Genomic DNA, 20,318 nt, shown 5'->3' on the forward strand with positions numbered 1-20,318 from the left:
ATACAATAGTCTGGTGACTATGGCGAAGAGGTCACACCCGTTCCCATGCCGAACACGGAAGTTAAGCTCTTCAGCGCCGATGGTAGTTGGGGGATCTCCCCCTGTGAGAGTAGGACGTCGCCAGGCATATCGTTCCGCAGTAGCTCAGTGGTAGAGCTATCGGCTGTTAACCGATCGGTCGCAAGTTCGAATCTTGCCTGCGGAGCCATTTTATGGAGAGCTGTCCGAGTGGCCGAAGGAGCACGATTGGAAATCGTGTAGACGGTTAACGCTGTCTCAAGGGTTCAAATCCCTTGCTCTCCGCCATAACATTTCCATAAAGATAAATATGGCCCATTGGTCAAGCGGTTAAGACACCGCCCTTTCACGGCGGTAACACGGGTTCGAATCCCGTATGGGTCACCATTTTTATAAATGATATACATACTGGAGGATTAGCTCAGCTGGGAGAGCATCTGCCTTACAAGCAGAGGGTCGGCGGTTCGATCCCGTCATCCTCCACCATTTTATCGACGCGGGGTGGAGCAGTTCGGTAGCTCGTCGGGCTCATAACCCGAAGGTCGCAGGTTCAAATCCTGTCCCCGCAATACCATTTTTGATTCAGTAGGAGATTTTCCTTGATGAGTCACCTATGGATAGTTATTTTTGCTGGCGCAAAAAAACTCTGGTCCGGTAGTTCAGTTGGTTAGAATGCCTGCCTGTCACGCAGGAGGTCGCGGGTTCGAGTCCCGTCCGGACCGCCATTTTCTTTTAAAGCATAATGGCTGATTTGATTTAAATATTATGGCTCAGTAGCTCAGTTGGTAGAGCAATGGACTGAAAATCCATGTGTCGGCGGTTCGATTCCGTCCTGAGCCACCATTTGTTTCACTGGATGCCGGTGTAGCTCAACTGGTAGAGCAACTGACTTGTAATCAGTAGGTTGGGGGTTCAAGTCCTCTTGCCGGCACCATCCGAGTGATCTCATATGGAGGGGTAGCGAAGTGGCTAAACGCGGCGGACTGTAAATCCGCTCCTTCGGGTTCGGCAGTTCGAATCTGCCCCCCTCCACCATTTTTTTTATAGGGGTATAGTTTAAAGGTAGAACGAAGGTCTCCAAAACCTTTGGTGTGGGTTCGATTCCTACTACCCCTGCCAATTTTATTATGGCGATTGTGGCGAAGTGGTTAACGCACCTGATTGTGGTTCAGGCATTCGTGGGTTCGATTCCCATCAGTCGCCCCATTAAAGTCACATTTTCAATTCAGTGACATATACTAACAGTGGGCTATAGCCAAGCGGTAAGGCATCGCACTTTGACTGCGACATGCGTTGGTTCGAATCCAGCTAGCCCAGTAGTGCGGAAGTAGTTCAGTGGTAGAACACCACCTTGCCAAGGTGGGGGTCGCGGGTTCGAATCCCGTCTTCCGCTCCAATCATATGGCGGCATAGCCAAGTGGTAAGGCATGGGTCTGCAAAACCCTGATCACCGGTTCAAATCCGGTTGCCGCCTCCATATGTAATGCCGGTGTGGCGGAATTGGCAGACGCGCACGACTCAAAATCGTGTTCCTCTGGAGTGCCGGTTCGATCCCGGCCACCGGTACCACATCGCGGGTGTAGTTTAGTGGTAAAACCTCAGCCTTCCAAGCTGATGATGAGGGTTCGATTCCCTTCACCCGCTCCAACTTACATACGACAGGCTTTCTCATTATGAGGAAGCTTTTTTTGTTGTTTATTAAATAGATAGCGGTGGGGATTTAGAGCGGGATCGAGCGTGTTAGCTTTAAAATGGCGCTCATTTATCTTCAATACTGGGATTATATGTTCAAAGTGACTGTGTATATATTTCATCTCTGGCTTATACCTTCAAAATACCCGTCTTGAGAGTTAATCCGGAGCACATATTTTCAAAACACTTCAACTTATTTTCAAATCTGTGATTTTATTTTCAAAAATGCCCCCCTTATTTTCAATTCCACGATTTTATTTTCAAAAGTGCTGCCCAACGCTTCACACCCCACTCGTGCCACCATGAGTTGCTTAATCAAGCATCTTATTTACCCCCATCACCACAACCTAAAACCTATCTAGTCAAAATAGTGCACCTTCTTCGTCAATTGAGTCTCCCTTAATGAGAAAGCGCTGCCATTATAATGTAAGAAAGCGATTACATATTTAGGGGTGGTGATACGGGTGGAAACGAAGATTCAGACTGGAGCAGTAAGCACAGATGCTCAATTAAAGGCTGTGACGAAGAAGAAGTTTAAGTATAAGGGCTTGCTGACGTATGCTGCCTTTGTAGGACCGGCACTTTTGTTTTTCTTAGTGATACAGATCTTGCCTTTCTTGATGGGGGTCTATTATTCTTTTACTTCATGGAATGGTGTCAGCTCGGTTGTCGAGTGGGTTGGATTTGATAACTACAAGAAGATATTCACGGACGATAAGACTTTCTTTAATTCATTTATGTTCACGACGAAGTTTATGTTTGCAGCTGTGATCATCAGTAACTTGATCGGATTTGGGTTTGCGCTGCTTCTGAATGCAGCGTTGAAGACGCGGAACATTCTGCGTACGGTGTTTTTCATTCCAAACGTTATTGGCGGATTGCTGCTTGGGTTCATCTGGCAGTTCATCTTCGTTAAAGGGTTCGCGTCTCTTGGCAATATGACGGATATCGGATTCTTTAAAATGCCGTGGCTGGGTGATGAAACGACGGCTTTCTGGGGGATTGTCATCGTATTTGCATGGCAGATCTCAGGTTACATGATGGTCATCTATGTGGCAGCTCTGCAAGGGGTGGATAATTCACTGTTAGAAGCAGCGAAGATGGATGGTGCATCCAATTGGACGCTTTTGACCAAGATCATCATCCCATTGATTCTGCCGGCATTTACGATTTGTTTCTTCCTGACGATTTCAATGGCCTTTAAAATATTCGATCTGAATATTTCCCTGACAGGCGGAGGGCCTTTCAATTCTACACAATCTGTTGCGATCAATATTTATCAGGAAGCATTCCAGAATAACCGCTATGGTCTTGGAACAGCAAAATCAATTCTGTTCTTTGTGGTAGTGGCCGTGTTTACGACGATTCAGGTCATGATAACGAAGAAGAAAGAGGTTGAGGCATAATGGGCAATCGCTATACGAAGACAACATTTGTATTAGAGATCATCGGGATTGTGATCGGGCTCATTTTCCTTATCCCTTTCTACTTCGTATTGATCAACTCTGTGAAGCCTTTCGCTGCCATCTTGATCGATGCGGCGGCCTGGCCGAAGGAATTTGTGTTTTCTAACTATGCGAAGGTGTGGGAAGTCATCAATTTCCCCCGTGCCTTCTGGAACTCCCTTGTCATCACGGTGTTCAGTAACATTGGCCTGGTGATCATCAGTTCGATGGCAGCCTGGAAAATGGTCCGTACACCAGGGAAATTCAGCAAGATCCTGTTTGTAGTATTTGTTTCTGCAATGGTCATCCCGTTCCAGACGGTGATGATTCCACTGATGAAGGTCGGAGGGACGCTTGGACTTACGAACAGCATTCCCGGATTGATTATCATGTACTTCGGTTTCGGGGTACCGCTGTCCTTGTTCTTGTATCACGGATTTGTGAAAACAGTTCCGATTGAAATTGAAGAATCAGCAATGATCGATGGATGCAGTCAGTTTGGTGTGTTTTGGAGAATCGTGTTCCCGTTATTGAAACCGATTACGGTGACAGTCATCATTCTGAATACACTGTGGATCTGGAATGACTACCTGCTGCCACTTCTTGTGTTACAGGATGCGGAACTGCGTACGATCCCGCTTGCAGCAAGTTCATTCTTTGCACAGTATACGAAACAGTGGGATATGGGTCTTGCGGCGCTGGTGCTCGGCATTACGCCAATCATCATATTCTTCCTATTCTTACAGAAGCATATCATCAAAGGAATTGCTTCAGGTTCCATCAAGTAGATAGTAAATTTCTGTCACGATGCTATCATTGAAACAGAAATTTATATAAAATATTTTATATCAGGGAGGTCAAACCATTTATGAAACGTATTTTGTTACTTTGTATGTCTTTAGTATTGGTGTTTGGAATCATTGCAGGTTGTTCATCTAAAGATAAGTCAAACAGTTCTGGTGGAGAGTCAGGATCAGGTGATGATGTTGTCACACTTAATTTCTTCCAATTCAAGGTAGAGATTGCTGATCAATTGCAAGAAATGATCAACGAATTCGAAGCTGAACATCCGAATATCAAGGTCAAGCTTGAAACAGTTGGTGGAGGTGCCGATTACGGTGCAGCACTGAAAGCGAAATTCGCTTCTGGGGAAGAGCCTGATATTTTCAACAATGGTGGTTTCAAAGAGCTAGAGCTTTGGAAAGAGAAGCTTGCTGATCTTTCAGGTGAGCCTTGGGTTGAGCATGTTCTTCCTATCGGTAAAGTTCCGATGACAGATGAAGACGGTAAGCTGTATGGTATGCCTGTCAACCTTGAAGGATATGGATTTGTTTACAACAAAGATTTATTCGAAAAAGCAGGAATCACTGAGGCTCCTGCAACGATTGATGAGTTAAAAGATGCTGCGAAGAAACTTGAAGCAAAGAAAATCACTCCGTTCTCAGCTGGTTACGGTGAGTGGTGGGTAATCGGTCAGCATTTACTGAACATTCCTTTTGCTCAACAGGAAGATCCTGAAGCGTTCATCGCCGGTCTATATGATGGATCTGAGAAAATCGTCGGTAATGAAAAGTTTAAGCAGTTCAAAGAAGTTCTGGACACAGAGCTTAAATATGCAAACGATAATCCTTTAACAACGGATTACAACACGCAAGTCACGCTATTCGCTTCTGGTGAAACAGCGATGCTTCAACAAGGTAACTGGACTGAGAACATGATCACTGAAATCAATCCTGAGATCAACATGGGCTTCCTTCCAATCCCTGTAAGCAATGACGACAGTGCAGACCGCCTGCCGGTCGGTGTACCGAATAACTGGGTACTGAACAAGAACTCTGAGCACCTTGAAGAAGCGAAAACATTCTTAAACTGGATGGTATCTTCTGAAACAGGCAAGCGCTACATCACGGAAGAATTCGCGTTCATCCCGGCATTTGATAATATCGAGCCGAACGGTCTTGGTGACCTTGGAGAGTCAATCCTTGAGTACTCTAAAGCGGAGAAAACGATTCCTTGGACTTGGTTCAGATGGCCGGATGGAGCAAACAAAGAGTTTGCTGCGACAATCCAGGAGTATGCCGCTGGAAAAATCGATTACGACACTGTACTTGAGCGATTCCAACAAACTTGGGATAACTTGAAGTAAACAGAATAATGGAAAGCATGTCTATTAAAGGCATGCTTTCTATTTTATAAGTTTAGTAGGAATATTTAGAAAAACTCCTTCAAGAGCCGGGGAAAACACTTTATACTGATTGTATAAGTGAGACCTGGGAGGTCCGTCCCTCATGTTTAAGAAAAGCATTCGCAATAAGTTGATTGTGCTGTTGATGATTACGACGATTGTGCCATTCGGCAGTTCGATCATTATTACATATTTGTATACGAAGGATTCGATGGAGGAGCAGGTGGTGAAGGAGAGCAGCAATCTCCTTTATCAGGGGAAGGTGAATCTTGAGAGCTATATCAATGAGCTCAACGGCCTGACGCTCACACTCTATAATAATCCTGATTTTATTAACTATATGAGGTCACCGGGTGAGGGTGACAATTACTTGACGATCGGCATCGTGAAGAACATTGTGCAAACGATTCTCTACACAGGTGACACGATCAACGGGGTACGCATTTCATTTGCTGATGGTGACCGTGTCATTACGGCCACGAAACGATCGACCGTTGTGTTCTCCAACAAAATCAAGGAGTCGGAATGGAAGAACTTCAGAAGTGCGGAGCGCAGCCCCTATAACATGTATATAGAACCGGCGTACAGCCAGGAAGAGAAGAATATCAACCGTTCGAAGGATATCATCACGATCCACCGGGCTTTCCGGAACGTTCCGGGAGAGGAAGTGCTCGCCTATATCTCACTAGATATTTCCCCGGATAAAATCATTGATCTGAGCAGGAATCTATATAACTCGGATTCTGAGGAATTCTACCTTCTGTCATCGGAGGGGGAAATGATATACAGCTCGGATAAGGACGTTTCCGATGACGGGAATAATCAGAAATGGATCAAGCGGATCCTTGAGTCAAATCATGAATCAGGGACGCTTGAATGGAAGGAAGACTCATTCAACGGCGTGATGATGTATGACCAGCTGCCTGCTTCTGCAGGCGGATGGCTGCTTGTGAAAAGGGTTTCTTATGGGAACCTGTATGAAAGCGCCTTTAGCGTGGCGAAGATCAACATTTTATTCGGGGTACTGGGGTTGAGCCTGGTGGTGCTTGCGACACTGTTCGTTTCCTTTAAGATTACGTCGCCGATCCGTATCCTGCTAACCCATATCCAGGAGGTGGAGAAAGGGAATATGAAGGTTCAGGCCCAGTCATTCGGTCCAGATGAGATCGGGATCCTCGGTTATCGTTTTCAGCAGATGATCGAGAGGATCAATCAACTGATCAACCGTGAGTATAAGCTTGAGCTTGAGAACAAGACGAATCAATTAAAAGTCCTTCAGTCCCAGATCAATCCTCATTTTCTCTATAATGCCCTGCAATCGATCGGAACGATTGCATTGAAGAACAAAGTGCCGCAAATCTACTCCCTGATCACCCACCTTTCGAAAATCATGAGGTACGGGATGAATATGGAGGAGGATGTTGTTCCGTTAAGGCAGGAGATCAATTACACGAACGCCTACCTTCTTTTACAAAAAGAGCGCTTCGGGGAGAACCTCGATTATCACGTCGAAATGGAAGAAGGGGTAAGTGATATCCATGTACCAAAGATGATCCTTCAGCCGCTGATCGAAAATTATTTCAAGCATGGGTTCGATATCCGGGAAGGGGTCGGGCGCATCTCGCTGACAGGCTATCAGGAAGGGGACGAATTGGTTCTGATCGTACGTGATAATGGAGTGGGTGTTACAGAGGACAGGCTACAGGAGATCAGGGAGCATTTTAAAGCGGCTGCATGGAATAAGACCGGTGAAGAGACGAACATCGGTCTGAAGAACGTGTATGTGCGCTTGAAGCTCTATTATGATGAACGGGCCCGCCTCACCCTTGAAAATCATGAAGACGGAGGCTTTATGGTCACCATGAGGCTGCCAATACGAATGGAGAGTGAAGCAAATGAAAGCAATCATCATTGATGACGAAAAGCATGTACGTGAAGGGTTACTTTTATTGGCTGATTGGGAAAAGCACGCCATCCACACGATCCTGGAGGCAGAAGACGGGGACCAGGCCATCGAATTGATCACCGCGCACAGGCCGGAGATTATCTTCACCGATATGAGGATGCCGAGGCGTGACGGGATATCACTCCTGAAGTGGCTGTACGATTCAGATCTTAAAAGCAAAACGATCGTCGTCAGCGGATATGATGATTTTGAATATATGAGAAACGCGATTTTCTATAAAAGCTTCGATTATATCCTGAAGCCGATCGAGCCGGATGTGTTGAATGAAACGTTGGATAAAGCGGTGAAGGAATGGAACGACCAGGCCCGTTCAAGGAAATCTCTTGTTGAGGATACACAGGTGATGAACGAAGCCAAGCCCCTTTATTGGGAAAGGCTGTTTTCAAGCCTTTGCGAGAAGGAAGGCATTTCAGCAGAGATGGTGGAGAAGGTTGAGCACGAGTTCGGCGTAAACATCACCAAGATGCAAAAGACCATCGCCCTCCTGCCGATCAAGCCGATCATGATGAAGTCTTTCCAGGGAGACCGGGATCTTGCCTTTTTCACACTCATCAATATATGCAATGAACTGCTCAGAAAGCAGAATGACGGGGTCTGCTTCAGGAATGGAAACAAGGAAGAAGAGCTGGTGATTCTTTTCTGGAAAGATAAGAACCTCGCGTATTTGTTGGAAGAGATATATACATTGATCTATCAGTATAGCAAAGTCTTCATGGTCATGGCATTGGGACAGAAGTCGAAAATGGTGAATGAGGCATACAGTTCTGCGCTTGAAGTATATTCGAAGCACAGTTTGCTCGTAGAGAAGAAGATTGTCACACATGAAGATCTCGAGAAAGGACCGATGCTTCATTTATTGGATCACTCCAATGAACTGAAATGGGCGATCCGCTCAGGGAGCATGAATCAGGTCCGGGAGCAGCTGGAAGAAATCTTCTCCCTGTTGGACAGTAGGCATACACTGTCCCTTGAACAGGTTCAGGTATGGGAGGATCAGTTCGAGCAATTAAGGAATAACTGGCTGAAAGAATATGAAATCAGGCGTCAGGATCCCTTCTACCAAGGCCTGGATTATTGGCGGGAGGACGGGTCGTTTTCATTCCGGAAATTCAAAGAGGAAAAAACGAAGGAATTTCAAGAGCTTGTCGAGATGCTGAGTCAGTCGAAGTATCAAAAGGAAAAGAATAATATGCAGCGGATTGAAGAATATCTGCAGCAGCATTATCAGGAGGAAATCAACCTTCAGGATATCGCCGACCGGTTCTACTTGAGCAGGGAATATATCTCCCGGAAGTTCAAGCAGGATTATGGGGCGACGATCACCGATTATGTGACGGGTATCCGGATGGATAAGGCCAGAAAGCTGCTGGCAAATCCATATTTGAAAATATATGAAGTGGCTTACGGTGTGGGATATGGAAATGAAAAATATTTCAGTAAAGTATTCAAGAAATATACCGGACATACGCCAAATGAATACAGGCAAAAAGCAAACATATGACTTGGAGGGTTTAACATGTTAAACGTAACTGTATGGAATGAAAATCGTCATGAACAAAAGAATCCAAAGGTGAGAGAAGTGTATCCAGAAGGCATTCACGGAGCCATCGCATCTTTTCTTGGAGAAGCGTCATTCAATGTGAAAACGGCTACACTGGACGAAAATGAGCATGGTTTGACAGATGACGTGCTGAATGGGACTGACGTATTGATCTGGTGGGGGCATATCGCCCATGAAGAAGTTTCAGACGAAGTCGTTGAGCGGGTAAAGCAGCGCGTACTGGACGGGATGGGGTTGATTGTTCTTCATTCAGGCCACTTCTCAAAAATCTTCAAAACGCTGATGGGTACTTCATGCGACCTGAAATGGCGTGAAGCAGATGAGAAGGAGCGGATCTGGATTGTTGACCCAAGTCATCCGATCACTGCCGGTCTTGGAGAATATATTGAGCTTGAAAAAGAAGAGATGTATGGCGAGCATTTTGACATCCCTGCACCGGATCAGCTTGTGATGGTCAGCTGGTTCGAGGGCGGAGAAGTGTTCAGGAGCGGATGCACGTATCAGCGTGGGAACGGGAAAGTATTCTACTTCCGTCCTGGTCATGAAACGTATCCTACTTACTACAATGAAAATATCCAAAAGGTTATCGTCAATGCAGTGAACTGGGCATCCCCGGTTGATCGTGCAAGACCTGTATACGGAAATGCCAAGCCCCTTGAAGAAATCAAAGGATCAAACTAAAGGATAAGAGGAGGAAATCATCATGGATAAATTGAAAATCGGCGTCATCGGATGTGGAAGCATCGCAAAGCACCGTCATTTACCGGAGTATGCAAACAATGAGAATGTTGAAGTGGTGGCAGTATGTGACATCGTCGAAGAAAGAGCGTGGAAAATCGCAGATGCTGTTGGAGCGAAAGCCTATACCAACTATAAAGAGTTGCTTGCAAATGTCGATGTGGAAGCTGTGAGTGTATGTACGCCAAACTATCTGCATGCACCGATCTCCATCGATGCTTTGAACGCAGGAAAGCATGTACTGTGTGAAAAGCCGATGGCAACATCAAGTGAAGAAGCCCAATCCATGATCGATGCCGCTGCGAAAAACGGCAGAAAGCTGATGATTGCCCACAATCAACGTTTCGTCCCATCCCACCAAAAAGCGAGAGAACTGATCGCTCGCGGTGAAGTCGGCAAGATCTACAGCTTCAGATCTGCATTCGGTCACGGTGGACCGGAAGGATGGAGCGCAGACGGCAAGGACAGCTGGTTCTTCAAGAAGGAAGAGGCTTTCATCGGCGCGATGGGTGACCTTGGTGTCCATAAAACAGACCTGTTAAGATATATCCTCGGTGAAGAATTTTCAGAAGTCGGTGCATTCATCGAAACGAGCGCAAAGGAAAATGCCACCGTCGATGATACGGCGGTCTGTGTATTGAAAACAGAGAGCGGCACGATCGGGACACTGGCGGCGAGCTGGTCCTATGTGTCAAAAGAGGACAACTCTACGATCATTTACGGGGAAAAAGCGATTCTCCGCCTGGAGGACGATCCGGTGAATTCCCTTATCATCCAATATGCCACAGGTGAAGTCGTGAAATATGAGCTTGGCGGCATCCAGACAAATGATGAAGGCGGTCAGAAGAATTCCCGTGTGATCGATCAGTTTGTTCAAAGTATCCTGCATGATGAAGAGCCGCCTGTATCAGGTGAAGAAGGAAAGAAATCGTTGGAAGTCGTATTATCCGCGCTTGAATCCAGTGAAACGAAGAGAATTGTAAAACTATCATAGAGGTGAAACAAGCGATGACCAAGCTTCGAATGGGTGTGATCGGTGTAGGGGGCATTGCCCAAACCCGACACATCCCCACATTTATTAAACTATCAGATTCTGTAACGATTGAAGCGATCAGTGATATCAACCCTGTCACTGCCAAAACGGTGGCAGAGACATTCAACATCCCCCATGTGTTCGCGGATTACCGGGAGATGTTCGATCATGTGGATGCGGTTACGATCTGTACGCCGAATAAGTTTCATGCTGACATCTCGATCGCCGCACTGAAAGCCGGGCTGCACGTATTTTGTGAGAAACCGATGGCCATGACGCCCCTTGAATGTGAGCGCATGATAGAGGCTGCCGAAGAGTCCGGGAAAGTCCTTGCGATCGCTTATCATTATCGCTTCATGAAAGACTCCCGTGCGGCGAAACGTGTCATCATGGAAAATGAAATCGGCGAGCCGATGGTGGCGCGTGCCAGAGCGATCAGACGCAGGAAAGTGCCGGGCTGGGGTGTATTCACCAATAAGGAACTCCAAGGCGGCGGCAGTCTGATCGACTACGGCTGTCACTTCCTTGATCTCTCACTGTGGCTGCTCGGAAACCCGGCGCCGGTGGAAGTCAGCGGGACGGCATATAACAAGCTTAGCAGAATGCCAGATCAAGTGAATCAGTGGGGAGACTTCGATAAAGAAGGCTTTGAGGTGGATGATCATGTGACCGCCTATATCAAGTTTGATAACGGGGCATCCATGCTGTTCGAAACGTCATGGTCAGCCAATGTGAAGAGTGATGAAGAAAGCATGAGCATCTCGGGTGAAACCGGCGGGATCGATCTATTCCCATTCCAGATGAACCAAATGAAGCACGGCATGCTCCTGAACAGCGAAGCGGACTGGATCCCGGGGGAAGAGGACCCGAGCATCCCGCAAGCCGAGAACTTCATCAACAGCTGCCTCGGAAAAGAGGAGCTTATCGTGAAGCCTGCAGAAGCGATGCAAGTATCTCAAATCATCGATGCCATTTATAAAAGCAGTGAAACCGGACAGAGCATCCGGTTGAAATAGGAGGAAGCACACAATGAAACTTGGTGTATTTACGGTATTATTTTCTCAGAAGAACCTTGATGAAATGCTTGACTATGTGAAAGAAGCGGGACTGAACGCAGTGGAAATCGGGACGGGTGGATACCCTGGGAATGCCCATTGTGATCTGGACGCCCTTTTGGAAAGCGAAGAAAAGAGAAAAGAATATGCAGAGAAAGTGTCATCGAGGGGGCTTGAAATCAGTGCCTTCAGCTGCCACGGCAATCCGATTTCACCAGATGCGGCGTTTGCGGCCGAGTCCCATGAAGCCCTTCAAAAAACGATCAAGCTTGCCGGATTGATGAACGTTCCGGTCGTCAACTGCTTTTCCGGGACTGCCGGGGATCATGAAGAGGCGAAGCACCCGAACTGGCCGGTATCTCCTTGGCCGAACGAATATGGGGATATCCTGAAATGGCAGTGGGAAGAAAAGCTGATCCCATACTGGAAAGAGATGGGCAAGCTTGCACAAGACAATCAGGTGAAGATCGGTCTCGAGCTTCACGGAGGCTTCCTTGTCCATACGCCTTATACGTTGCTGAAGCTTCGTGAAGAAACATGTGAAGCGATCGGGGCAAATCTTGATCCGAGTCATCTATGGTGGCAAGGAATCGACCCGGTTGCAGCCATCAAGATCCTTGGTAAAGAAAATGCGATCCATCATTTCCATGCCAAAGACACGTATATCGACCAGGATAACGTGAATATGTACGGTCTGACGGATATGCAGCCATACGGCAGCATCCAAACAAGGGCCTGGTCATTCCGTTCTGTCGGATGCGGACACAGCCTGCAGGAATGGTCCGATATGATGAGTGCCCTGCGCACCTTTGGCTACGATTATGTGGTCAGCATCGAACATGAAGACCCGATTATGTCGATTGAAGAAGGATTCGCACGTGCAGTCAAGAACTTAAAATCGATCCTGATCGAAGAACAGCCTTCGGATATGTGGTGGGTGTAGTCAGAAAAAAGAGAGTCGTTGAGGACTCTCTTTTTTATTGGCTCTTTTCGCATTGATTGTTGTTATGAATAGGGGTTAATGTGAGCATCTACGGTAATTTGAGATTGCGGAATAAAAATTTCCATAGCAATGAATCAAGGGCAGTGTACTTAAATGACGTCGATCACTAATATTCAAAAGATGAATAAGCAGATAATCCAGTGAATTTTTGGTTTTTACCTTCGATGGTTGATTGGAGCGGAAGATGCTCGACTCCTGCGGGAACTGATGGACAGGTGAGACCCCGCAGGACGCAGTCCGAGGAGGCTCACCGCCAGCCCCGCGGAAAGCGAGCATCTGGAGCGGAAATCAACCGCATCTAGCTTGTCTAAAAGCCACAATGTTTACGAAAACAGTTTTTTTCACAAAGGTTGATCTAACGGGGTTGTCCAACTACACGACGATTTGATCTATGATATATAAGGCTTTATCGATATCGTTCACATCGATATATAGAAGCGTTTCCTCGCCGATGTAAATGGCCCTTACTTTCACTTTGCACCAAAGGGCACCGTACAGCGTATTGACGATTCCCGGGGTTTCTGGTGGGAAGCCGTAAACCTGGATGATATCATATTCCTGGAATTTCACACAGAGGGATCGAAGCACTTCGCGGGTTGTTTCTAATTCACAATACGTTTGTTGTGATGGCGTTCCTACTACGATTTTCACAAAGTTTGTCCCATTTTTCTCTTTGACTTGGACCAATCCGGTTATATTGATATCTTCCATGGCGAGCTCGTTATAAAAAGAGCTCAGGATCCGGTCATTCACCTGGAAAGTGAATTGCCTGTACACCTGAAACTGGAAAACGTTCTTTGATTTGCCCATATCCATTCACCTCCTGGACAGTACTATCTACTCATTATATGAACTGGAAGTGAATGGGAAACGGCGGGAATGGAGGATTTCAAAAAAAAGAACCCCATTAAAATGGGATCCTGCACAAATGTCTAACCGCCGACTACCTTGAACGTTCCTTCACCGCCATGGATGCTGATGAACATGTCCATCAAAGATTGTGTCAGCTGATTGCTTTCTTCCATTGAAAGGGAAGGCTTAAGGAAGATGACCTGGACCGCATTCTTCGTTTCTTCCCCGACAGGTGCACGATTTGAGTCCACGAAAGGACTGCCGAAAGGTCCGTCCCCGTCACAGGCGACGATCAGGTTCTCCAAGGAGTTGTCCCGGCCGTTGAGTCCTGTGTAGGTTTGTCCTGCTTCGCCGACTTTCAGTTCAAGTTGTTCACCTGTCAGGCGGTCAGTGTCGTATATGCCGATCGGCACTTCGTATTGAAGGGAGAAGAAATTGTTGAGGTCGATGGCTGAATTGATGGTATTCAGGTAATTCTGCTTCTTGACTCTCCGATACAGGGCTTCTGCAGCATGGCGGTACCGGTTCGGGTCTTTGCCGGTCCGCTTGAAGATGTCCCTCCATGCTGCGATGCCTTCGATTTCTGTGACGTTCTTATCATGCAGATCGAAGAAGATCGACTCCTGAAATAACTGCAGCCTCCCTTTCAACATTTGAGGCGAGTCCCCGACTTCGATATGATCGTATTGGATGAACCCTGCTTTAAAATCAGGGATTTTACTCGTAATGGATGAATCGATGGTGATTTCCACTTATTTTCCCTCCACATTTGTTTTAAAATAGTTTATCATAATACACGTTGCTATTTCACGTACGCTTATTTGTGAGCGTTTATATATTTTTAAACCATCAGCGAAAGGAGGAAAGGACAATGGATATGGATCAGTTGAAGCAGGATATCATCGCTTACAGCAAGACGATCGGGATTGATAAGATCGGCTTTACGACGGCAGATACATTTTCTGAAATGAAGAACAGGCTCCTGCGTCAGGAGATGCTTGGATATCAATCCGGCTTCGAGGAGAAGGATATCGAAAAGCGGGTGGACCCTGCATTGATATTCGACAAGCCGAAGTCGATCATCGCCATTGCCCTTGCCTACCCTTCGAGAATGAAGGACGCCCCCCAGAGCAAACGGGGTGAAAGACGGGGGATTTTCTGCCGGGCATCATGGGGAACGGATTATCACCATGTACTCCGGGACCGATTGTCTAAGCTGGAGGACTATATCTCCTCAAGAGTGCCACAGGCACGTTTCAAGTCGATGGTCGATACGGGGGAACTTGTCGATCGGGCAGTTGCGGAACGGGCAGGCATTGGCTGGAGCGGTAAGAACTGCTCGATCATCACACCGGAATTCGGTTCGTATGTGTATTTGGGAGAGATGGTGACGAACCTTCCCTTTGCCCCAGATACACCTATGGAAGACCAGTGCGGTACGTGTAATAAATGTGTGGATGTATGTCCAACCGGCGCCCTGATTGAAGGAGGGCAGCTCGACTCCCAGAAATGCATCGCCTTTTTGACCCAAACGAAGGGGTTTCTTGCCGATGAATACCGGGTGAAGCTGGGTAACCGCCTGTACGGATGTGATACTTGCCAAACGGTATGTCCGGAAAACAAGGGGATGGATTTTCATTTTCACGAAGAGATGGAACCGGATCCGGAAATTGCAAAGCCGCTGCTGAAGCCACTACTTACAATCAGCAATCGTGATTTTAAAGAGAAATATGGACATGTGTCCGGGTCTTGGAGAGGGAAGAAACCGATACAGCGAAATGCCATCATCGCCCTTGCCCATTATAAAGATGATACAGCCGTTGACGATCTGATCCATGTGATGAATAACGATGTGCGGCCGGTCATCCGCGGTACGTCCGCCTGGGCACTCGGTAAAATTGGCGGAGAACAGGCACGTCAGGCACTGCTGACACAGCAAACAACAGAAAAGGATGAAGAGGTTTTAAATGAGATCCAAAAGGGTCTTGACCTGATCATCCGATAAGTTGGAGGTTTGGCTGAAACCTTCTCATATACATGAAGCGTTCGCGATGAAAAACTCTATTCCGAACGGGTTTGATTGTTATTTAATCACTCGTTCGGATTTTTTGTTTGGCAAAAACCTTTTCGTCCCATCCTCTTCATTTTTTGTTTTGAACGGTCGCTTCCCGGCATAACAATTAAGGAGGAGGGAAGCCGATGATCAGAAAGCTCTTAATGGAAAAGGTCCAACATGTGATTGATGAATATACCACCCGGAGCCAGTCGCATTACACGAGCGAAAAAGTGAAGCGAAAGAAAGCATCATGTCTGGCGCGGCATGCAGAGATCGTCAAGGTGGATGCTGCCGGAAAGATTCACCGCATTGCCGACGACGCGGATGAAACCCAAAACATATCATATGATGTTCATTATAAATATCTCATCAAGCAGGGTGAATTATTGTATTTGGAAGAAGAAGTAGAGAATCGGAGCGCCGTCTTTTATGGTGACCGGCTCTATGATGACCGTGAAATCCCGCTTCCCGACGAGGATGGGGACGGAGTCGAAGAACATCTTTCCTTTGAAGGGGACAGAGTGAGCTATCAATATGACAGATTACGGGCCGTCCAATATGCGGAGCGGTGGTGGAACAGCTACAATCCGGCATATAAAAAGTTCGAGAATGACTGCACGAACTATATTTCACAGTGTCTCCATGCCGGCGATGCCCCCATGCGCGGATATCCTGCGAAGGGAAAAGGGTGGTGGATGCGGAGCGGGAACTGGAGCTACAGCTGGACTGTCGCAAATTCTTTGAGGTGGTATATTCCCCATTCAACAGTCGGCCTCCGTGGGACACAGGTAAGCGATCCCCAGGAATTGAAGCTTGGGGATGTGATCTGTTACGACTTTGAAGGGGACGGCCGCTTCGATCATACGACGATCGTCACAGGAAAAGATGCCGGCGGGATGCCTCTTGTGAACGCCCATACTTTCAACAGCAGGATGCGGTATTGGGATTACGAGGACTCGACAGCGTATACCCCGGATATCCAATATCGCTTTTTTACCATCATTGATGACCGGTAAGTATTGTCCTGCGGGGCAGAAATGGTATAATGTCACTTAGAGTTTTATGAATGAGGTGACATTGACATGGGAGTACATGTTGTATTATATCAACCGGAAATCCCTGCAAACACAGGGAATATCGCAAGAACATGTGCAGCGACAGATACAACCCTGCACTTGATCCGTCCACTCGGATTCTCGACAGATGACAAAATGCTAAAACGGGCAGGCCTTGATTACTGGCAGTTCGTAAACATCGTATACTATGATTCCATTGAAGAATTCTTCGAGAAAAATGACGGCGGTGAATTCTTCTACTTAACGAAGTACGGGAAGATCCCGCACACGAACTTCGACTACAGCGTAGAGGACAAAGATTATTTCTTCATCTTTGGACGGGAAACATCCGGCCTCCCGGATGATATCATCCAGAATAATCTAGACCGTGCCCTGCGCATCCCGATGAACGGAAATGTCCGTTCACTGAATCTGTCTAATACTGCAGCCATCTTGATTTATGAAGCATTAAGGCAGAGGAACTATCCGGGGCTACTATAAAAAATGAGGAATGAAAATCATATGATTTTCATTCCTTTTTTTATTTGGCTTATACTATGGAGAAGAACAGGAAGGGAGAGCGACTATAATGAATGAAACAATCGAAACGATCCTTCAGCACAGGTCCATCCGTCAATTCAAAGATGAACCGTTAAGCGAGGAACAGATCCGGACGATCGTCTCGAGCGCCCAGGCTGCGAGCACGTCCAGTTATATACAGGCATATACGATCATCGGGGTGAAGGATCCGGTTAAAAAGAAGAAGCTTTCTGAACTTGCAGGACCACAATCCTATATAGAAGAAAATGGCCACTTCTTTGTATTCTGTGCCGATTTGTACCGTCACGAGAAAATTGGTGAATGGGAACAGGCGGACGTCATTCCTTCGCTGGAAAGTACCGAGAAATTCATGGTGGCAGTGATCGACGCTTCACTTGCTGCCCAAAACGCATCCATTGCAGCTGAATCAATGGGACTCGGGATCTGCTATATCGGCGGAATCCGAAATGACCTGGAATCAGTCAGCGACATACTCGAACTTCCCGACCGTGTCATCCCCCTTTTCGGACTGGCTGTCGGCTATCCTGAAGGGGTGTCCGATGTGAAGTCCCGGTTACCAATGGCAGCCGTTTATCACGAGGATACCTATCAGCGGGATGAAGAAGCCATGAAAGCAGAACTCGACATGTACGATGAAACCATATCCTCCTACTATCATGCACGGACCGCCGGCAAACGCTCAGACCGCTGGACCGGCCAGATGGCGAAGATGCTGTCGGGGAAAAAACGGATGTATATGAAGGATTTTGTGGAGAAGAAAGGCTTTAATAAGCGATAACAAAAGAAAAACCTGCCGGAAAGGCTGACACCCTTCCGGCAGGTTTTTCTTTTGTATTAGTTTGAGCCCGGCTTATCATTATATCCAGCAGTGAAAATCGCTACTAAGAATGTTAATGATACACCTATGATCATTACTGTACCCATGTTTGGTAACCTCCCAGTTTCCATATTCCACAGTCTGTCTTTAGTATAGCCTATTTTTAAATTGATGTGAACGAATCTTGCATTTTTTTTACTGTTTTCTGAAACCGGTTTATTTTCGGGGCTTATCCAGCAGTTTGCAGAGAGTGGGGAGACTTTGTCTCCAATAATTATATCTTCTTAACATGTTCAGGTGAACAAGCGCATAAAGTATATTAATCGTCTCTCATTAAGCGACAGGGGGAGGTCCTTATGGATATCTTAAAAAGAATTGAACATTATCGAGAAGAAGAAGAGAAACTGAAATGGGAAGGGACGTTTGCTCAGTATTTAGACCTGTTGAAAGAGAAACCTTGGATCGGTCAATCCGCTCATTCTAGAGTCTTTAATATGATTAAGGATGCCGGGGTCGAGGAGGTCGAGGGAAAACGGAAGTACAAATTCTTCAGCAATCAATTATTTGGCTTAGAAGAGGCGCTGGAAAGACTCGTTGAAGAATACTTTCATCCTGCTGCGAAAAGGTTAGACGTGAGAAAGAGGATCCTGCTTTTGATGGGGCCGGTCAGTGGAGGGAAATCTACGCTTGTCTCCATGTTAAAACGGGGGCTCGAGCAATATTCACGGTCTGAAAGAGGGGGAGTCTTCTCCATTAAAGGCTGTCCGATGCATGAAGATCCATTGCATTTGATCCCACAGCATTTGCGTGAAGATTTCTATGAAGAATATGGCATCAGAATCGAAGGGAATCTCTCTCCACTGAATACGATGCGACTGGAGAAAGAATACCAGGGCCGCATTGAAGATGTCCAGGTGGAAAGAGTATTCTTCTCAGAAGATAAAAGGGTAGGGATCGGCACATTCAGCCCATCCGATCCGAAGTCACAGGATATCGCCGATCTGACAGGAAGCATCGATTTCTCTACCATCGCTGAATTCGGGTCAGAATCGGATCCGCGGGCATACCGGTTTGACGGAGAATTGAATAAAGCCAACCGTGGATTGATGGAATTCCAGGAAATGCTGAAGTGTGATGAAAAGTTCTTATGGCACTTATTATCCCTTACTCAGGAAGGGAATTTTAAAGCCGGCCGATTCGCCCTGATCTCAGCCGATGAGCTGATCGTGGCCCATACGAATGAAACCGAGTACCGCTCATTCATTTCGAATAAAAAGAATGAAGCCCTTCACTCACGGATCATCGTGATGCCGGTACCGTATAACCTGAAGGTCACCCAGGAAGAGAAAATCTATGAAAAGATGATCAATGAAAGTGATGTGTCCAATGTCCATGTTGCCCCTCATACATTGAGGGTGGCAGCGATGTTCACCATCCTCACCCGCTTAAAAGAACCGAAGCGGGGAGACATCGATCTCATCAAGAAGATGCGTCTTTACGACGGGGAAAATGTAGAAGGATTCAATTCAGCCGATGTGGACGAAATGAAGAAAGAATACCAGGATGAAGGAATGAGCGGAATCGATCCACGTTATGTGATCAACCGGATCTCCTCCACCATCATCCGGAAAGAAGTACCGACAATCAACGCCCTGGATGTGCTTCGTGCCCTCAAGGAAGGGCTGGATCAGCATCCATCGATCACAAATGAGCTTCGTGAAAAGTATCTGAACTTCATTTCCCTTGCCCGGAAAGAATATGATGATATTGCAAAGAAAGAAGTCCAGAAAGCCTTCGTCTACTCATATGAAGAATCGGCGAAAACGCTCATGGATAACTACCTGGATAATGTGGAAGCCTACTGCAATAAAGCAAAGCTCCATGATCCTTTGACCGGAGAAGAAATCAATCCGGATGAAAAGCTGATGCGTTCGATCGAAGAACAGATCGGCATCTCGGAAAATGCGAAGAAAGCATTCCGTGAAGAAATTCTTATCCGCATCTCGGCCTACGCACGAAAAGGGAAACGATTCGACTATAATTCCCATGACCGTCTCCGTGAGGCCATCCAGAAGAAACTATTCGCCGATTTGAAGGACGTAGTGAAAATCACCACATCCTCCAAAACACCGGATGAACAGCAATTGAAAAAAGTCAACGAAGTCGTCGCCCGACTCATCGACGAGCACGGCTACAACTCCACATCAGCCAACGAACTGCTCCGCTATGTCGGAAGCCTGTTAAACAGATAAGAAGGCAAGGTCGGGGGGGATGATCCCCC

Annotated in this window: 16 protein-coding genes, 16 tRNA genes and 1 rRNA gene; 31 read left to right on the forward strand and 2 right to left on the reverse strand. The window is 46.6% G+C overall.

From position 1 onward, the window contains the following. Nucleotides 1-9: 9 nt before the first annotated feature. From rrf to KH172YL63_RS04975, 26 genes are all read left to right on the forward strand, one after another. Nucleotides 10-126: ribosomal RNA gene (gene rrf / locus KH172YL63_RS04850) — 5S ribosomal RNA — on the forward strand. Between the two features lie 7 nt (nt 127-133). Beyond that, a tRNA-Asn gene (locus KH172YL63_RS04855) sits at nt 134-208 on the forward strand. Nucleotides 209-214: 6 nt separating this feature from the next. Beyond that, nucleotides 215-306, forward strand: a tRNA-Ser gene (locus tag KH172YL63_RS04860). Nucleotides 307-330: 24 nt separating this feature from the next. Next, a tRNA-Glu gene (locus tag KH172YL63_RS04865) sits at nt 331-405 on the forward strand. A 23-nt stretch (nt 406-428) separates the two neighbouring features. Then, nucleotides 429-504, forward strand: a tRNA-Val gene (locus KH172YL63_RS04870). 9 nt (nt 505-513) lie between these two features. Next, nucleotides 514-587 (forward strand) — tRNA-Met (locus KH172YL63_RS04875). Nucleotides 588-666: 79 nt separating this feature from the next. Continuing rightward, nucleotides 667-743: transfer RNA gene (locus tag KH172YL63_RS04880), tRNA-Asp, on the forward strand. A 42-nt stretch (nt 744-785) separates the two neighbouring features. Next, a tRNA-Phe gene (locus tag KH172YL63_RS04885) sits at nt 786-861 on the forward strand. A 15-nt stretch (nt 862-876) separates the two neighbouring features. Further along, a tRNA-Thr gene (locus KH172YL63_RS04890) sits at nt 877-952 on the forward strand. Between the two features lie 17 nt (nt 953-969). Continuing rightward, nucleotides 970-1,053: transfer RNA gene (locus KH172YL63_RS04895), tRNA-Tyr, on the forward strand. A gap of 10 nt (nt 1,054-1,063) precedes the next feature. After that, a tRNA-Trp gene (locus KH172YL63_RS04900) sits at nt 1,064-1,137 on the forward strand. Nucleotides 1,138-1,148: 11 nt separating this feature from the next. Beyond that, nucleotides 1,149-1,224, forward strand: a tRNA-His gene (locus KH172YL63_RS04905). A gap of 39 nt (nt 1,225-1,263) precedes the next feature. After that, nucleotides 1,264-1,335 (forward strand) — tRNA-Gln (locus tag KH172YL63_RS04910). 4 nt (nt 1,336-1,339) lie between these two features. Then, nucleotides 1,340-1,414 (forward strand) — tRNA-Gly (locus KH172YL63_RS04915). A gap of 7 nt (nt 1,415-1,421) precedes the next feature. Beyond that, nucleotides 1,422-1,495 (forward strand) — tRNA-Cys (locus tag KH172YL63_RS04920). 8 nt (nt 1,496-1,503) lie between these two features. After that, nucleotides 1,504-1,587, forward strand: a tRNA-Leu gene (locus KH172YL63_RS04925). A 4-nt stretch (nt 1,588-1,591) separates the two neighbouring features. Beyond that, a tRNA-Gly gene (locus KH172YL63_RS04930) sits at nt 1,592-1,665 on the forward strand. A 509-nt stretch (nt 1,666-2,174) separates the two neighbouring features. Then, complete coding sequence (locus tag KH172YL63_RS04935) at nt 2,175-3,116, forward strand: carbohydrate ABC transporter permease (RefSeq protein ID WP_173105055.1); 942 nt, start codon at nt 2,175-2,177, stop codon at nt 3,114-3,116. Continuing rightward, the gene (locus KH172YL63_RS04940) at nt 3,116-3,943 is read left to right on the forward strand and encodes a carbohydrate ABC transporter permease (protein ID WP_173105056.1); all 828 of its coding nucleotides are present in this window, start codon (nt 3,116-3,118) and stop codon (nt 3,941-3,943) included. Before KH172YL63_RS04935 ends, KH172YL63_RS04940 begins: the two co-directional genes overlap by 1 nt. An 80-nt stretch (nt 3,944-4,023) precedes the next feature. After that, nucleotides 4,024-5,301, forward strand: a complete 1,278-nt coding sequence (locus KH172YL63_RS04945) for an ABC transporter substrate-binding protein (RefSeq protein ID WP_173105057.1) — start codon at nt 4,024-4,026, stop codon at nt 5,299-5,301. Nucleotides 5,302-5,443: 142 nt separating this feature from the next. Next, nucleotides 5,444-7,255 (forward strand): sensor histidine kinase, encoded by a 1,812-nt coding sequence (locus KH172YL63_RS04950; protein ID WP_173105058.1) that lies wholly within the window; start codon nt 5,444-5,446, stop codon nt 7,253-7,255. After that, the gene (locus tag KH172YL63_RS04955) at nt 7,236-8,807 is read left to right on the forward strand and encodes a response regulator transcription factor (protein WP_173105059.1); all 1,572 of its coding nucleotides are present in this window, start codon (nt 7,236-7,238) and stop codon (nt 8,805-8,807) included. Before KH172YL63_RS04950 ends, KH172YL63_RS04955 begins: the two co-directional genes overlap by 20 nt. A 15-nt stretch (nt 8,808-8,822) precedes the next feature. Then, the gene (locus KH172YL63_RS04960; RefSeq protein ID WP_173105060.1) at nt 8,823-9,548 is read left to right on the forward strand and encodes a ThuA domain-containing protein; all 726 of its coding nucleotides are present in this window, start codon (nt 8,823-8,825) and stop codon (nt 9,546-9,548) included. A 22-nt stretch (nt 9,549-9,570) separates the two neighbouring features. Further along, nucleotides 9,571-10,599 carry a Gfo/Idh/MocA family protein gene (locus KH172YL63_RS04965; protein WP_173105061.1) on the forward strand — a complete coding sequence of 343 codons (1,029 nt, stop codon included), beginning with the start codon at nt 9,571-9,573 and terminating at the stop codon, nt 10,597-10,599. 14 nt (nt 10,600-10,613) lie between these two features. Beyond that, nucleotides 10,614-11,654: a Gfo/Idh/MocA family protein gene (locus KH172YL63_RS04970; RefSeq protein WP_173105062.1), complete on the forward strand. Its 1,041-nt coding sequence runs from the start codon at nt 10,614-10,616 to the stop codon at nt 11,652-11,654. Between the two features lie 13 nt (nt 11,655-11,667). Beyond that, on the forward strand, nt 11,668-12,636 hold the full coding sequence (locus tag KH172YL63_RS04975; RefSeq protein ID WP_173105063.1) for a sugar phosphate isomerase/epimerase family protein: 969 nt from the start codon (nt 11,668-11,670) through the stop codon (nt 12,634-12,636). A gap of 432 nt (nt 12,637-13,068) precedes the next feature. Here the strand turns inward: KH172YL63_RS04975 and KH172YL63_RS04980 are convergent, their stop codons facing one another. Together KH172YL63_RS04980 and KH172YL63_RS04985 are read right to left on the reverse strand one after the other, a co-directional pair. Further along, entirely contained in the window at nt 13,069-13,506 is a 438-nt protein-coding gene (locus KH172YL63_RS04980; protein WP_173105064.1) for a hypothetical protein, read from the reverse strand. Nucleotides 13,507-13,628: 122 nt separating this feature from the next. After that, the gene (locus tag KH172YL63_RS04985; RefSeq protein ID WP_173105065.1) at nt 13,629-14,300 is read right to left on the reverse strand and encodes a B3/B4 domain-containing protein; all 672 of its coding nucleotides are present in this window, start codon (nt 14,298-14,300) and stop codon (nt 13,629-13,631) included. A gap of 119 nt (nt 14,301-14,419) precedes the next feature. On the opposite strand from KH172YL63_RS04985, the gene queG reads away from it, so the two are divergent. The 5 genes from queG to KH172YL63_RS05010 all read left to right on the forward strand — a co-directional run bounded on the left by queG (nt 14,420) and on the right by KH172YL63_RS05010 (nt 20,289). Beyond that, entirely contained in the window at nt 14,420-15,553 is a 1,134-nt protein-coding gene (gene queG / locus KH172YL63_RS04990) for a tRNA epoxyqueuosine(34) reductase QueG (RefSeq protein ID WP_173105066.1), read from the forward strand. 194 nt (nt 15,554-15,747) lie between these two features. After that, nucleotides 15,748-16,620, forward strand: coding sequence for an amidase domain-containing protein (locus KH172YL63_RS04995; RefSeq protein ID WP_232066125.1), 873 nt, complete (start codon nt 15,748-15,750; stop codon nt 16,618-16,620). Nucleotides 16,621-16,686: 66 nt separating this feature from the next. Next, nucleotides 16,687-17,160 (forward strand): tRNA (uridine(34)/cytosine(34)/5-carboxymethylaminomethyluridine(34)-2'-O)-methyltransferase TrmL, encoded by a 474-nt coding sequence (gene trmL / locus KH172YL63_RS05000; protein ID WP_173105067.1) that lies wholly within the window; start codon nt 16,687-16,689, stop codon nt 17,158-17,160. Between the two features lie 88 nt (nt 17,161-17,248). Then, nucleotides 17,249-17,998: an oxygen-insensitive NADPH nitroreductase gene (gene nfsA, locus KH172YL63_RS05005; RefSeq protein ID WP_173105068.1), complete on the forward strand. Its 750-nt coding sequence runs from the start codon at nt 17,249-17,251 to the stop codon at nt 17,996-17,998. 395 nt (nt 17,999-18,393) lie between these two features. Then, nucleotides 18,394-20,289, forward strand: a complete 1,896-nt coding sequence (locus KH172YL63_RS05010; RefSeq protein WP_173105069.1) for a PrkA family serine protein kinase — start codon at nt 18,394-18,396, stop codon at nt 20,287-20,289. Nucleotides 20,290-20,318: the final 29 nt, after the last annotated feature.

This window comes from Bacillus sp. KH172YL63 (genome assembly GCF_011398925.1).
Lineage (GTDB): Bacteria > Bacillota > Bacilli > Bacillales > Bacillaceae_B > Rossellomorea.